Origin of the sequence: Pseudomonas sp. DD1 (assembly GCF_044510355.1) — a bacterium.
Taxonomy (GTDB): Bacteria; Pseudomonadota; Gammaproteobacteria; order Pseudomonadales; family Pseudomonadaceae; genus Aquipseudomonas; species Aquipseudomonas shahriarae.
The window spans coordinates 77,400-90,570 of record NZ_MSAJ01000033.1 but is presented as its reverse complement, the minus strand read 5'-3'; the positions used below and the strand labels follow the sequence as shown (position 1 = coordinate 90,570).

The following is a 13,171-nucleotide window of genomic DNA, read 5'->3' as shown; positions in this document are numbered from 1 at the left end:
GCCTATTTGGAGGATCCATGGCCGAACACGATTTCCGCTTCAGTTTGCTGAGCCCACAACACACCCTGATCGAATGCCGCGCCCTGGTGCCCGGTCGTTATCAAGTCACCGGCAATGGTGGCTCGATCAAGCATGGCGACGTGCTGATCGTCACTTTGCGCGGCAGCAAGACCCTGTCGATGCGCCTGACCGTCGAAGGCGATGCGCGCTACTCCATCCGCCCGGCCGGGCAATGGGTTGCCATGGCGCAAGGGCCGAAGTTCGGCGAGCTGGAGATTCACACCTGGAAGGTCAATTGCGACAGCTGCGACGCCGTGCTGGAGTTTGAGTTCGCGGTGGAAACCAAGTTGACCAAGGAACCGTTGCAACCGGCCGCCACTGCACGCATTGCCGAGTTGGGCTGGGCCACCGTCGGCGACAAGCACCGTTGCCCGAAATGCCAGCAGGCCGCGCCATGAAGAGCCTGCTGATGATCGCAGTGCTGGGCGCAGGCCTTGCCGGCTGCGCCAGCGACGAGGTCAAGCTCAAGCAGGATCACAGCTACATCGTGGAGTGGATCGGCGAACGGCCCCTGATGGATTACGCCCACCTGACCGTGACCCTCGGTGCCGATGGCCGGGCCTATGGCAATGGCGGCTGCAACCACTGGTTCGCGCCGTACAGCCTAGAGGGTGACAAAATCAGCTTCGGCAAGATCGGCAGCACCCGCAAGCTGTGTGCCGAAGCCCTGATGGAGCAGGAACAGCGCTTCTTCAAGGCCCTGGAAACCGTGCAGCGCTGGGACATCTCGCCCATCGAGCAGACCCGTTTCTGGCCTGCCGAGGGCAAGCCACTGCGTTTGTGGCTGGAAGAAGGCTGATCCGTTGACGATTGCGGTGTGCCGGGCATACCGCAATCGCCAGCAAGCAACCGTTTAGCCGCGCAGTTCCTTGAGCTTGGCCAATACCCCCGCCGCCGTCTGCTCGCCCAACATCTGCGCCCGCACCTTGCCCTTGTCATCAATGATGTAGGTCACCGGCAACGCTTCGCTGCGCGGGATATCAAAAATCGCCTCGGGGTTCTGTGCCAGTACCGTGAACTTGATGCCCAGCTTCTCGCTGGCGCTCTTGAGCTCTTCGCCCTGCACATTATCGAAGTTGACGCCGAACACGCTTACCGGCTGGCCCTTGAGCTGCTCGGCCAGGGCGTTGAGCTCGGGGATTTCGATGCGGCACGGGCCACACCATTCGGCCCAGTAATTGATCACCAACCATTGTTTGTCGACGCGCTCGGACGCGACTTTCTGGCCGTATTGGTCAACGCCATAATCATTGCCGCAGCCGCTGAGCAGGAGTGTGGTGATAACTGCCAGTGCGCCTATCAGTCGCCGTGTCATGGGGTAATCCTTAGCAAAAATGAACGTGGGCTGCGGCCGATCGCCTCTTACGGTTTAAGGACACGCCGCAGCGCAGGTAGAATACCCGCCACCTTACGCAAGATGCGACCCGCACATGACCGATCTGACGCTTTATCACAACCCGCGCTGCTCGAAATCCCGCGGTGCGCTCGAACTGCTGCAGGCCCGTGGCCTCACGCCGAACGTGGTGCGCTACCTGGAAACCCCGCTGGACACCACGCAGCTTGAAACCCTGCTCGGCAAGCTGGGGATCAGCGCCCGGCAATTGCTGCGCACCGGCGAAGACGAATACAAGACCCTCAACCTGGCCGACGCCAGTCTCAGCGAGGCGCAATTGATTGCCGCCATCGCCGCCCATCCCAAGCTGATGGAACGGCCGATCCTGGCCACTGCCGACAAGGCCGTGATTGGCCGGCCGCCGGAAAACATCCTGGAGCTTCTGCCGTGAGCCCGCCCTACATCCTGGTGCTGTATTACAGCCGCAACGGCTCGGTCAGTGAAATGGCCCGGCAGATTGCCCGAGGCATCGAGCAAGGCGGCCTGGAAGCGCGCCTGCGCACCGTGCCGGCGATCTCCAGCGAGTGCGAAGCCGTCGCCCCGAGCATCCCGGCCGAAGGCGCGCTGTATGCCAGCCTCGACGACCTGAAGAACTGTTCGGGCCTGGCCCTGGGCAGCCCGACGCGCTTTGGCAACATGGCCGCCCCCTTGAAGTACTTTCTCGACGGCACCAGCAACCTGTGGCTGACCGGCGCCCTCGTCGGCAAGCCGGCCGGGGTCTTCACCTCGACCGCCAGCCTGCACGGCGGCCAGGAAACCACCTTGATGTCGATGCTGCTGCCGTTGCTGCACCACGGCATGCTGATCACCGGCCTGCCCTACAGCGAACAGGCCCTGCTCGACACCCAGGGCGGCGGTACGCCCTACGGCGCCAGCCACCATTCCGGCGCCGATGGCAAACGTGCCCTGGACCCCCATGAAATCGCCCTGTGCCGTGCCCTGGGCCTGCGCCTGGCGAAGACTGCGGCGAAACTGGAGAGTGGCCGTGGCCAAGAAGCCTAAAGTCCTGCCGGCCCAGGCCTGGCTGGAGCCCCGGGTCAAAGTGGCACGGGCCTTGAGCCTGCTGGCGTTTTTCGGCCTGGTGGGGTTGCTCTGCGTGTATTACCTGCTGATCGCCGACCTGCATGGCGCACGGCCCTGGGTCATCCTGCTGATCGAACTGGTGCCGTTGCTGATCCTCGCGCCGGGCATGCTGATGGGCAGTGCGCGCGGGCATTCGTGGATGTGCTTTGTGGTGAACCTGTATTTCATCAAAGGCGCCCTGGCGGCCTATGACCCGAACCGCCAGTGGTTTGGCGTGCTGGAGATGCTGGCAAGCCTGGCGGTGTTCTGCACGGCGCTGCTGTATGTGCGCTGGCGGTTCCAGCTGAATCGGCGGTTGGCGGGGGAAGGTCAGCCAGCCTGAGGATTATGTGGGGCCGATCAGGCCCCATCGCGGTCTCAATGGTTGACGGTAAACGCCAGCATCATCGACAACTGGCACATCGGCCGCCCGCTCTCGGCATGCCACTGGTTGAACGCCGCCTGCACCGTCGCCAGGTCCCGCAGGCTGGTGGGGGCCTTGTCGACAATCTCCTGCGCATTCAATGCCGCAACCACGTCATAACTCGGTACAAACGTGTCCTTGCCGACCATGCGCAAGAAGCGCGGTGCCGACAGCCCGCCCAACTGGTGGCCGTGCTTGCTCAGGTATTTCCACAAGCCGACGATGTCGGTCACCGGCCAGTCGGCGATCAATGCCGCGAAGCTGCCCTTTTCCTGCTCGACGTCGAGAATCATCTGCGCGTTGCGCGGCACGCTCTTGAGCTTGCCCAGGTGGCGGATGATCCGCGTGTCCTGCATCAGGCGCTCAAGGTGCTCGGCGCCCATCAGCACGACTTTCTCGGGATCGAAGCCAAAGAACACCTGCTCGAACGCCGGCCATTTGGCGTCCACCACACTGTGCTTGAGCCCGGCGCGGAACACCCGCAGCGACAGGGTCGACAGGTAGCGGTCGTCGCTGATCTGGCGCAGTTGCGCCGGGGTCTTGGGCGCGGGCAGGTGGGCTTCCAGCTCAGCTGCCGAACCAAAACGGTTCAGACAGTATTCGTGCAGCCATTTGTAATCGCGCATGCCCTCTCCTACGGGTTGAAATGAAAACGGCGCCCATCAGCGCCGTCTGTCAGAGCCTGGAAAAGGCTCAGAGGTTCACAATGTTGACGAAGCGCGAAGCCGCGGTTTCGTCGATGCGCAGGCTGGTGAAGTCAAACAGGTTGCGGTCGGCCAACTGCGAGGGGATCACGTTCTGCAGGCTGCGGAAGATGCTTTCGGTACGCCCCGGCGTCTTGCGCTCCCACTCCTGGAGCATGTCCTTGACCACCTGGCGCTGCAGGTTCTCCTGGGAGCCGCAGAGGTTGCAGGGGATGATCGGGAATTGCTTGAAATCGGAGTAGGCCTGGATGTCCTTCTCGTTGCAATACGCCAGCGGGCGGATCACCACGTTGCGCCCGTCGTCGGCGCGCAGCTTGGGCGGCATGGCCTTGAGGGAGCCGTTGAAGAACATATTGAGGAAGAAGGTCTCGACGATGTCATCGCGGTGATGACCCAGGGCCATCTTGGTCGCACCGATTTCATCGGCAAAGGTGTACAGCGTGCCACGGCGCAGGCGCGAACACAGCGAGCAGGTGGTCTTGCCTTCCGGAATCAGCTCCTTGACCACCGAATAGGTGTCTTTCTCGACGATGTGGTACTCGATGCCCAGGGTCTTGAGGTAGGCCGGCAGCACGTCCTCGGGGAACCCGGGCTGCTTCTGGTCCATGTTGACCGCCACTATGTCGAATTTGATCGGCGCGACCTTTTGCAGGTGCAGCAGCACGTCCAGCATGGTGTAGCTGTCTTTGCCGCCGGACAGGCAGACCATGACCTTGTCGCCCTCTTCGATCATGTTGAAGTCAGCGACAGCCTCACCGGCCAGGCGCCGCAGGCGTTTTTGCAGTTTGTTCTGATTGACGGTAAGGGTGCCCATGGCGCTTGGATCCGCGAAAAGGTGTGGGACGAAAAGCCGAGTATTTTAACGATATGAACGACCGAGTTCCAATGTGGGAGGGGCTTGCGCCCGATGGCGGTAGGTCAGTCGACAAATGCATGGCTGACCCACCGCCATCGCAGGCAAGCCAGCTCCCACAGGGGGCTGCATTCCACGTCACAGACCCAGGCGCGATTAAGCCCAGTGTTTACAGCGCAATTTGCTCTAAAGCACCACACTTTTTCCGGTCATGACTTCCTATACTGCGACATAAGGTCGCACACATATCCAGACCTTTCAGGCCACTTGGCCGGCGGGCGCTCCGCTTGGGGGGCGATGGCAATAACGACAGGAGTGACTGGCATGATCCATCACGTCGTGGGGCTTTTCACCCATCCCGACCAGGAATGGCGGGAAATTCGTGGCGATAAAGAAGAAAGCATCGGCCACATGTACCTCACCCATACGCTGATTCTCGCGGCGATCCCCGCCGTATCAGCCTTTATCGGCACCACCCAGGTCGGCTGGGTCATCGGCAATCGCTCCCCGGTCATGCTGACCCAGGAAAGTGCGCTGTGGATGACCATCATGTCCTACCTGGCGATGCTCGGCGGCGTTGCGGTAATGGGCGCCTTCATCCATTGGATGGCGCGCACCTATGACGCCAACCCCAGCATGGCGCGCTGCGTGGCGTTCGCTACCTATACCGCCACGCCCCTGTTTATCGGCGGGCTGGCAGCGCTGTATCCGCATATGTGGCTGGGCATGGTCGTCGGTACGGCCGCCATCTGCTACACGGTGTACCTGCTCTATGTGGGGCTGCCGACCTTCATGAGCATCGACCCCGATGAAGGCTTCCTGTTTTCCAGCTCGGTGCTGGCGGTAGGCCTGGTGGTCCTGGTGGCGATCATGGCGTTTACCGTGATTGTCTGGGGCCTGGGCGTCGGTCCTATCTACACCAACTAGCCGTCTTTTCAGCGCAGGAACAGCCACCGCAAGGTGGCTTTTGCGTTATGCATGACCATTCGGCGCCTGACCGATTCGGAAACACCCCTGGATGCGGCATACTGGACATCTCTGGAGATATGTACAGCATGCCCGAGCAACTCAATACCCGCGTCGAAGATTGTTTCCTGCAAGCCGAATCCTTTTTCAAACGAAGCTTCAAACGCCCCCAGGTCAGCCTCAAGCTGCGTGGGCAGAAAGCCGGTGTCGCGCATTTGCACGAGAACCTGCTGCGCTTCAATCCCCAGTTGTACCGGGAAAACAGCCAACATTTCCTCAAACAGACGGTGGCCCACGAAGTGGCGCACCTGATCGCCCACCAATTGTTCGGCGAGCGCATCCAGCCCCATGGCGAGGAATGGCAGTTGATCATGCGCGGGGTCTACGAACTGCCGCCCGATCGCTGCCATACCTATGAGATTCAGCGTCGGCGGGTGACCCGCTATATCTATCGGTGCCCGTGTGCCGACAGCGACTTCCCGTTCTCGGCCCAGCGCCATGGGTTGGTGAATCAGGGGCGGCGGTATTTGTGCCGCAAGTGTCGGGGGACGTTGGTGTTTACCGGGGAGACTCGGGTGGAGTGAGGTTTTTTTTGGGGGGGTCACTGGCCCCATCGCGGCATAGGTATCTACGCAACTCTTTCGTGGTTCTTGGGGTTGTGTGCATATCCGTTGCTGCGGTAACGGCGGCTATTGGTTCCGCCCTTACGGCGGGTCACTTTTGGAAAAGAGCCCCAAAAGTAACCAAAAGGGCTCTTGCCCCACCACTCGGCACCTCGCCTAGGCTCGGTGTGCCCGTCATCCGACATTGATTTGGGGGGCCGCCGCGATGGGCCATCCATGGCCCAGCGCGGCTAAACCGGCGTCCTGCCGGTTTACCCCCCAAATCAAAATCGGATGACGGCCAGCGTGGTTTAACGGGGCGCCTAAGATCAAAATCACAAGCAAAGCGAGGCGGCCTGACAGCCGACCTGATCGTCGAGGCGTGCGCATACACCTGTGGGAGCTGGCTTGCCTGCGATGACGGTGTATCAGCCAATATATTTATCGACTGATACACCGTCATCGCAGGCAAGCCAGCTCCCACAGGGGGGAAGGCAGCTTCGCGCTCTGGCTTTGCTGTTGCTGTTGCTGTTGCTCTGCTGTTGCTCTGCTTTTGATCTGGCTTTTGATCTCAGGCGCCCCGTTAAACCACGATGGCCGCAGGCAGGTATTGCGCAGTGGGCACCCCGGCATGGATGCCGGGGTAGCCGCGACACGGCCAGGGATGGCCGATCGCGGCGGGCCCACGGAGCAATGCCTGACTGCGGGCATGCCGAGCCTAGGCGAGGCACCGAGTGGTGGGGCAAGAGCCCTTTTGGTTACTTTTGGGGCTCTTTTCCAAAAGTGACCCGCCGTAAGGGCGGAACCCTAAGCCGCCGTGACCGCAGCAACGGATATGTACACAAACCCAATAAGCACTAGATAAAAGAGTTGTGTAGATACCCATGCCCATCGCGGGCAAGCCCGCGATGGGGCCCGAACAGCCACTACCCCACCACCTTGGCCCCCCGCAGCTCGGCTATCCGCTGAGTACTGAAACCCAACTCCCCCAGCACCTGATCACTGTGCGCCCCCACCGCAGCACCGATATGCCTCGGCTCCGGCACCCCTTCGGAAAACTTCAGCGGGCAGGCCATCTGCGCCTGGAACGAGCCATCCCCGCGGGGCACCTGGCTCACCAGCTCGCGGGCCTGCAACTGCGGGTGCTGCAGGGCTTCGCCCAGACTGAGCACCGGCTCGACGCAAGCATCGACCCCGGCAAACAACGCACACAGCTCCTCGAAGCTGTGCCGCTCAAACTCCACTTGCAGCGCCTGCTTGAGGGCCTTTTGCTGTTCGGGCTTGGGCGACAAGCCCTGGGCCGCCAGCTCCGGGCGCCCCAGCGCAGTACACAATTGCTGCATAAACCCCGGCTCCAGGCTACCCACCGACAGCCAGCGCCCGTCCCGCGAGCGGTAGTAATCGTAGAAGCTGCCGCCATTGAGCACCTGGTCTTCGCGCCCAGGCTCCACGCCACACGCCAGGTAGGCCGCGCCGGCCATGGCGTTGAGGCTGAAGGCGCAGTCGGTCATGCTCACATCCAGGTACTGCCCCAGCCCACTGTGCTGACGCGCAATCACCGCCGCGAGCAGGCCGACCACGGCATGCAACGAGCCGCCGCCCACATCCGCCAATTGCACGCCCAGGGGCACTGGGCCACTGTCCTGGCGCCCGGTGTAGCTGGCGACGCCGGACAAGGCCAGGTAATTGATGTCATGCCCGGCGCGGTCCTTGTAGGGGCCGGTCTGGCCATAGCCGGTGATGGACACATAGATCAGCTTCGGGTTGATCGCCTTCAACGCTTCATACCCCAACCCCAGGCGCTCCATGACCCCTGGGCGGAACTGTTCCAGCACCATGTCGTACTCCGCCACCAGTTGCCGCACGATATCCAGCGCCTCGGGCTGCTTGAGGTCCAGGGCCAGGCTGCGCTTGTTGCGGTTGAGGTAGGCATGGCTGGCCGACACGCCACGGTCGTGGGGCGGCAACACCCGCAGCAGGTCCATGCGCGTGGGGGATTCGATGCGCAGCACCTCGGCGCCCATGTCTGCCAACAGCAGCGAAGCAAAAGGCCCCGGCAGCAAGGTCGAGAAATCCAGCACTTTGAGGGACGCCAAGGGGCCTGACATGGGAGCTCCGATTCCGATTCGATGGAACACAGAGTAGGCAACCTTGCGCGGCAGCGGCAATCACCGTAAGCATCATCGGCAGTGACCGTTGTGCTCGTGCGCCCATAAAAAAACCCATCCGAAGATGGGTTTTTCAGTGCTGCGTCAGCGTTTACTTAAGCGCTGGTGCCGGGCCTTCGGCCACGCCCAGGTCATCCAGTTCGCGGGTTTCGGAGATACCGGTACCGCCGGAAGCCAGCTCGCTTTGCAGCTTGTCGGTGTCCAGTTCCTTGACCCACTTGGCCACAACGATGGTCGCTACGGCGTTACCGACCAGGTTGGTCAGGGCACGGGCTTCGGACATGAAGCGGTCGATACCGAGGATCAGCGCCAGACCGGCAACCGGCAAGTGGCCAACCGCCGACAGGGTTGCGGCCAGTACGATGAAACCACTACCGGTCACGCCAGCAGCGCCTTTGGAGGACAGCAGCAGCACCAGCAGCAGGGTGATCTGGTGGGTGATGTCCATGTGGGTGTCAGTCGCCTGGGCGATGAACACGGCAGCCATGGTCAGGTAGATCGAAGTACCGTCGAGGTTGAAGGAGTAGCCAGTCGGGATAACCAGGCCCACCACCGACTTCTTCGCACCCAGGCGTTCCATCTTGATCAGCATGCGTGGCAGTGCGGACTCGGAGGAGGAAGTCCCGAGTACGATCAGCAGCTCTTCACGGATGTAGCGCACCAGCTTCAGGACGCTGAAGCCGTGGGCGCGGCAGATGCCACCCAGGACTACCAGCACGAACAGGATGCAGGTGATGTAGAAGCAGATCATCAACTGGCCCAGTTGCACCAGCGAGCCAACACCGTAGGCACCGATGGTGAACGCCATGGCGCCCAGAGCACCGATCGGCGCGAGCTTCATGATCATGTTGATGATGTTGAACATCACGTGGGCGAAGCGATCAATGAAGTCCAGCACTGGCTTGCCGTAGGCACCCAGGCGATGCAGGGCGAAACCGAAGATCACCGAGAACATCAGCACTTGCAGGATATCGCCGTTGGCGAAGGCGCCGACGATGGTGTTGGGGATCACGTTGAGGATAAAGCCGACGATGCTCTGGTCTTTACCGGCAGTGACGTAGGCTGCGACTTTCGAAGCGTCCAGGGTCGCAACGTCGATGTGCATGCCAGCGCCTGGCTGCACCACGTTGACCACCACCAGGCCGATCAGCAGGGCGATGGTGGAGACGATTTCGAAGTACAGCAGCGCGTAGCCGCCGGTCTTGCCCACCGACTTCATGCTCTGCATGCCGGCGATGCCGCTGACAACGGTACAGAAGATGATCGGGGCGATGACCATTTTGATCAGCTTGATAAAGCCGTCACCCAATGGCTTGAGGGCCACACCGGTCTGCGGGTAGAAGTGACCGAGCAGGATACCGATAACGATGGCAACGATTACCTGGAAATACAGGGTTTTGTAGAACGGCTGACGAGTCGTCATTGCAAAGTTTCCTCAAGAGTCCCGTGGGGCAAATATCCGCCATTGCCCACGACACTTGAATTGCGAACCCTCCTGCACTGGAGGGATTTGTTTTGGCGAGCTGCTGGCTGGCAGGTCTGTATTCCTTATCGCAAACGGCGTGCCACTTTCCGCAAAAGCCCTGGAGCCCACATACCATGGGCCTGTCGGCTGTGCACCGGCAGCATTCTTGGTTGAGTCAGGTGGCGGATATCCGCCCATCATTCCAATCTCGTCCTACAATTTGGCGGATATCCGCCTTGTCCGCCCCAGGCGCGATGGCTACCATCGGCCACTCAATGGACGAGGCCCCTGCATGCGCGAACGCACCATCGCCAGTCATTACGCCCGCGCTGCCCTGGGCGGCGCGCGCCGGGCCGGCTACGATTACTCGAGCCTGTTGCAGCAGTTGGGGATTGCCCCGGAACTGCTGGCAGAACCCCGCGCGCGCATCGCGCCAGAGCAATTCACGCAGCTGTTGCAGCGGTTGTGGCAGGCGCTGGATGACGAGTACCTGGGCTTTGCCGATGGACCGAGCAAGCGCGGGACTTTCGCCATGATGTGCCACGCATTGATTCATTGCCGCACCCTGGAGAAGGCGCTGGAGCGCGGATTGTTGTTCTACAGCCTGTTCCCCCAGGGGCCGCGCTGGCGGTTGAGCCGTGAAGGCGATATGGCACGCCTGAGCCTGGATGACTCGCACCTGTGGGATCCGGATCACTTTTTGAGCGAGTCCCTGCTGGTGATCTGGCATCGCCTCGGCAGTTGGCTGATTGGCCAGCGTATCCGCCTCGAGCAAGCGACCTTCAGCTACCCGATGCCGGCCCATGCCAGCGAATACGACCTGCTGTTCCCTTGCCCCCTGGTGTTCAGCGCGGCCAGCAGCAGCCTGGTGTTCCCCACTCGCTACCTGAACCTGCCGCTGTTGCAGGATGAGCGCACCCTCAAGCACTTCCTCGAACGCTCCCCCGCCGACCTGCTGTCCCGGCCAGACGAAGGCGACAGCCTGAGCAGCCAGCTACGTCGCCTGCTAAGCCGCGACCGCACACCCTGGCCAGACCTGGAAGCCGTGGCGCAGCACCTGCACATCAGCCCGCAGACCCTGCGCCGGCATTTACGGGAGGAAGGCACCAGTTTCCAGGCACTCAAGGATGAATTGCGCCGCGATATTGCGATTTTTCATCTGGGGCGGGCGGATTTGTCGTTGCAGGAAATTGCCGAGCAACTGGGGTTTTCCGAGCCGTCGGCGTTTCATCGGGCGTTCAAGAAGTGGACGGGGGTGACGCCGGGGGCTTATCGGGCGCAGGAGAGTTGAAGATGCAGTGTTTGGTCGGGCGTCATCGCAGGCAAGCCAGCTCCTACATTTTGATGTGTGAACACAGTTAAATGCGGGAGCTGGCTTGCCTGCGATGGGGCCGGCGAATCAATAAAGGTCACAGCGCCGGAAAATGAATCCTGAACGCCGCCCCCCCTAAAGGCGAGTCCCCCAAGGTCAACCGCGCGCCATAGCTTTCAATAATGTCCTTGACCACTGCCAACCCGATCCCCTGCCCTGGATGCTGGCGATCCAGGCGTTCGCCGCGCTGCAGGATCCGTGCGCGCTGGTCGGGTGGCACGCCGGGGCCATCGTCTTCGATGCACAAGCGCACGCCATCGGCACTTTCATCCAGGGTCACGCGCACCTCGCTCAGGCACAGGCGATAGGCGTTTTCCAGCAGGTTGCCGAGCAATTCCAGCAAAGCGCCCTGCTCGATGGGCACATCGCATTGCTCCGGCAACGCAAAAGACACCAGCACCCGCTTGTCGCGGTAGACCTTGTCCAGGGTGTCGCACAGGCTCTGCAGCACGGGGCGCAGGCGCACCTGGTGACGCACCAGGCCGCTTTTGCGCAGGCTGGCACGCTGTAACTGGTAGCTGATCTGTTGGCTCATGCGCTCGATCTGCGACTGCAGCACCCGCGCCTGCTCAAGGTCCTGGGGGCGCTGGGCCATGTCTTCACTCACGCCCTGCAATACCGCCAGCGGGGTTTTCAGGCTGTGGGCCAGGTCATCCAGGGAGTCGCGGTAACGGGTGCGCTGCTCGCGCTCGCTGTGCAGCAGGCGGTTGAGGGAACCGGTCAGGCGCAGCAGCTCCCGTGGGTGTTGCTCGCTGAGGCTTTCGCGGGTGCCGCCTTCGATTTCATCCAACTCCTGGCTGAGCCGGCGCAAGGCTTGCAAGCCCCAGGTCAGGCCGATCCACAACAGGCTCAACAACACCAGCAAGGCGGCGCCGAAGCCCAGGTAGAGGTTTTCCCGCAACCCTTCAAGGGTCACCTGGTATTCGCGCACCGGTTGCAGGGCGACGATACTGAACGCCGCGCTCTTGCCCCCCAGCAGCTTGACCTCGACGTCATACACGAAGAATTCCTGGCCGTTGGCCTCGCGAATCTTCGCAAACTCGTTACCGCGCCCGTCGTAGCGCGGGCGGTAGTTGATGTTTTCTTCCCTGGTGGCCCGCGAACGCCAGACCAGATGGCCTTCGCGGTCATAGATGTAGCCCAGCAGGCGACTATCGGTCAGGTTGAAGCGCTCATCGGGCAACTGTGCCGGCATCAGCAAGCGGTTGTTATCGACCCGCGCGGCAGAAATCAGCGTGGTCACATCCGACGCCAGCCGCTGCTCGATGGAATCCTGCAACGCCAGGCTGAACGCGCCCTGCATCGCCGGCAACAGCCCCAGCATGAACAACACGGCCAGGGTGGTGGCCGCCAGCATCAGGCGCACACGGAGCGAACGGATCAACGGCAGCGCTCGTTAAACAGGTAGCCCAGGCCGCGCACGGTGTCGATGGGCTTGAACCCGGCCGGGGCCTCGAGCTTGCGACGCAGGCGGCCGACCAGCACTTCGATCACATTCGGATCGCGCTCGTCGTCATCGGGATAGAGCTGTTCCATCAACCGATCCTTGGCCACCACTTGTTGGTGGTGGCGCATCAGGTATTCGAGGATCCGGTACTCATAGGCCGTCAGCGCCAGGGGCTGCTCGTCGAGGGACGCCTGCTTGCGGTTGAGGTCCAGCAGCAACGGGCCGGCGACGATGGTCGATTGGGTAAAACCGCTGGAGCGGCGCAGCAGTGCGTTCATCCGCGCTTCCAGCTCCTCGAACTGGAACGGCTTGACCACATAGTCGTCAGCCCCGGCGGCCAGGCCTTCGACCTTGTCCTGCCAGTTGCCGCGTGCCGTGAGGATCAGGATCGGGAAGGTCTTGGCCTGGGCCCGCAGTTGACGGATCAGGTCCAGGCCGCCCATGCCTGGCAGGCCCAGGTCGATGATCGCCAGGTCATGATTGAATTGCCCAGTCTGGTACAGCGCTTCTTCGGCGTTAGCCACGGCTTCGACCACGTGGCCGCTGTCGCCAAGACGGGTCAACAGGTGATGGCGCAACAACGCCTCATCTTCGACAACCAGCAATTTCATAACACTCTCCAAGGCCAATCCACTGTCCTGCAGGGCAACATGAT

15 protein-coding genes are annotated in these 13,171 nt (G+C 61.8%); 8 read left to right on the top strand and 7 right to left on the bottom strand.

The window, feature by feature from the left end:
• Window positions 1-17 precede the first annotated feature (17 nt).
• Both PSFL_RS19545 and PSFL_RS19540 read left to right on the top strand, forming a co-directional pair.
• Window positions 18-458, top strand: a complete 441-nt coding sequence (locus PSFL_RS19545) for a hypothetical protein (RefSeq protein WP_057439620.1) — start codon at window positions 18-20, stop codon at window positions 456-458.
• Window positions 455-859, top strand: a complete 405-nt coding sequence (locus PSFL_RS19540; RefSeq protein WP_397470394.1) for an META domain-containing protein — start codon at window positions 455-457, stop codon at window positions 857-859. The genes PSFL_RS19545 and PSFL_RS19540 overlap by 4 nt, the downstream gene beginning before the upstream one ends.
• Window positions 860-913: 54 nt before the next feature.
• Here the strand turns inward: PSFL_RS19540 and PSFL_RS19535 are convergent, their stop codons facing one another.
• Window positions 914-1,375, bottom strand: a complete 462-nt coding sequence (locus PSFL_RS19535; protein ID WP_057439622.1) for a TlpA disulfide reductase family protein — start codon at window positions 1,373-1,375, stop codon at window positions 914-916.
• 115 nt (window positions 1,376-1,490) lie between these two features.
• Here PSFL_RS19535 and arsC point away from each other — a divergent pair, with 115 nt between their 5' ends.
• The 3 genes from arsC to PSFL_RS19520 are packed head-to-tail and all read left to right on the top strand — an operon-like array spanning window position 1,491 to window position 2,858.
• The gene (gene arsC, locus PSFL_RS19530) at window positions 1,491-1,844 is read left to right on the top strand and encodes an arsenate reductase (glutaredoxin) (protein ID WP_397470393.1); all 354 of its coding nucleotides are present in this window, start codon (window positions 1,491-1,493) and stop codon (window positions 1,842-1,844) included.
• Entirely contained in the window at window positions 1,841-2,455 is a 615-nt protein-coding gene (gene wrbA, locus PSFL_RS19525; protein WP_397470392.1) for an NAD(P)H:quinone oxidoreductase, read from the top strand. The genes arsC and wrbA overlap by 4 nt, the downstream gene beginning before the upstream one ends.
• Window positions 2,439-2,858: a DUF2069 domain-containing protein gene (locus PSFL_RS19520; protein WP_057439625.1), complete on the top strand. Its 420-nt coding sequence runs from the start codon at window positions 2,439-2,441 to the stop codon at window positions 2,856-2,858. The genes wrbA and PSFL_RS19520 overlap by 17 nt, the downstream gene beginning before the upstream one ends.
• A gap of 35 nt (window positions 2,859-2,893) precedes the next feature.
• Here PSFL_RS19520 and PSFL_RS19515 read toward each other — a convergent pair whose 3' ends face one another.
• Window positions 2,894-3,565: a DNA-3-methyladenine glycosylase I gene (locus PSFL_RS19515; protein ID WP_057439626.1), complete on the bottom strand. Its 672-nt coding sequence runs from the start codon at window positions 3,563-3,565 to the stop codon at window positions 2,894-2,896.
• A gap of 67 nt (window positions 3,566-3,632) precedes the next feature.
• Window positions 3,633-4,457, bottom strand: coding sequence for a tRNA 2-thiocytidine(32) synthetase TtcA (ttcA, locus tag PSFL_RS19510; RefSeq protein WP_057439627.1), 825 nt, complete (start codon window positions 4,455-4,457; stop codon window positions 3,633-3,635).
• Between the two features lie 363 nt (window positions 4,458-4,820).
• Between ttcA and PSFL_RS19505 the strand changes: the two genes are divergently transcribed.
• Together PSFL_RS19505 and PSFL_RS19500 are read left to right on the top strand one after the other, a co-directional pair.
• On the top strand, window positions 4,821-5,423 hold the full coding sequence (locus tag PSFL_RS19505; protein ID WP_057439628.1) for a Yip1 family protein: 603 nt from the start codon (window positions 4,821-4,823) through the stop codon (window positions 5,421-5,423).
• Between the two features lie 128 nt (window positions 5,424-5,551).
• Complete coding sequence (locus tag PSFL_RS19500) at window positions 5,552-6,046, top strand: SprT family zinc-dependent metalloprotease (protein WP_057960419.1); 495 nt, start codon at window positions 5,552-5,554, stop codon at window positions 6,044-6,046.
• Between the two features lie 944 nt (window positions 6,047-6,990).
• Here PSFL_RS19500 and PSFL_RS19495 read toward each other — a convergent pair.
• Window positions 6,991-8,172, bottom strand: a complete 1,182-nt coding sequence (locus tag PSFL_RS19495; protein WP_397470391.1) for a CaiB/BaiF CoA transferase family protein — start codon at window positions 8,170-8,172, stop codon at window positions 6,991-6,993.
• Window positions 8,173-8,323: 151 nt separating this feature from the next.
• A complete protein-coding gene (locus tag PSFL_RS19490; RefSeq protein ID WP_057439678.1) occupies window positions 8,324-9,655 on the bottom strand; it encodes a dicarboxylate/amino acid:cation symporter in 1,332 nt (443 codons plus the stop codon).
• 334 nt (window positions 9,656-9,989) lie between these two features.
• On the opposite strand from PSFL_RS19490, the gene PSFL_RS19485 reads away from it, so the two are divergent.
• Window positions 9,990-10,988, top strand: coding sequence for an AraC family transcriptional regulator (locus PSFL_RS19485; protein WP_397470390.1), 999 nt, complete (start codon window positions 9,990-9,992; stop codon window positions 10,986-10,988).
• 118 nt (window positions 10,989-11,106) lie between these two features.
• Here the strand turns inward: PSFL_RS19485 and PSFL_RS19480 are convergent, their stop codons facing one another.
• Complete coding sequence (locus tag PSFL_RS19480) at window positions 11,107-12,453, bottom strand: ATP-binding protein (protein WP_273866890.1); 1,347 nt, start codon at window positions 12,451-12,453, stop codon at window positions 11,107-11,109.
• Complete coding sequence (locus PSFL_RS19475; RefSeq protein ID WP_057960423.1) at window positions 12,450-13,127, bottom strand: response regulator transcription factor; 678 nt, start codon at window positions 13,125-13,127, stop codon at window positions 12,450-12,452. The genes PSFL_RS19480 and PSFL_RS19475 overlap by 4 nt, the downstream gene beginning before the upstream one ends.
• Window positions 13,128-13,171 lie beyond the last annotated feature (44 nt).

Bases quoted from the DNA above. Each gene is read 5' to 3' on its own strand.
- PSFL_RS19490 (WP_057439678.1), bottom strand. From the start codon at position 9,655: ATGACGACTCGTCAGCCGTTCTACAAAACCCTGTATTTCCAGGTAATC.
- PSFL_RS19515 (WP_057439626.1), bottom strand. From the start codon at position 3,565: ATGCGCGATTACAAATGGCTGCACGAATACTGTCTGAACCGTTTTGGT.
- ttcA (WP_057439627.1), bottom strand. From the start codon at position 4,457: ATGGGCACCCTTACCGTCAATCAGAACAAACTGCAAAAACGCCTGCGG.
- PSFL_RS19545 (WP_057439620.1), top strand. From the start codon at position 18: ATGGCCGAACACGATTTCCGCTTCAGTTTGCTGAGCCCACAACACACC.
- PSFL_RS19535 (WP_057439622.1), bottom strand. From the start codon at position 1,375: ATGACACGGCGACTGATAGGCGCACTGGCAGTTATCACCACACTCCTG.
- PSFL_RS19495 (WP_397470391.1), bottom strand. From the start codon at position 8,172: ATGTCAGGCCCCTTGGCGTCCCTCAAAGTGCTGGATTTCTCGACCTTG.
- PSFL_RS19500 (WP_057960419.1), top strand. From the start codon at position 5,552: ATGCCCGAGCAACTCAATACCCGCGTCGAAGATTGTTTCCTGCAAGCC.
- PSFL_RS19505 (WP_057439628.1), top strand. From the start codon at position 4,821: ATGATCCATCACGTCGTGGGGCTTTTCACCCATCCCGACCAGGAATGG.
- PSFL_RS19540 (WP_397470394.1), top strand. From the start codon at position 455: ATGAAGAGCCTGCTGATGATCGCAGTGCTGGGCGCAGGCCTTGCCGGC.
- PSFL_RS19485 (WP_397470390.1), top strand. From the start codon at position 9,990: ATGCGCGAACGCACCATCGCCAGTCATTACGCCCGCGCTGCCCTGGGC.
- PSFL_RS19475 (WP_057960423.1), bottom strand. From the start codon at position 13,127: ATGAAATTGCTGGTTGTCGAAGATGAGGCGTTGTTGCGCCATCACCTG.
- arsC (WP_397470393.1), top strand. From the start codon at position 1,491: ATGACCGATCTGACGCTTTATCACAACCCGCGCTGCTCGAAATCCCGC.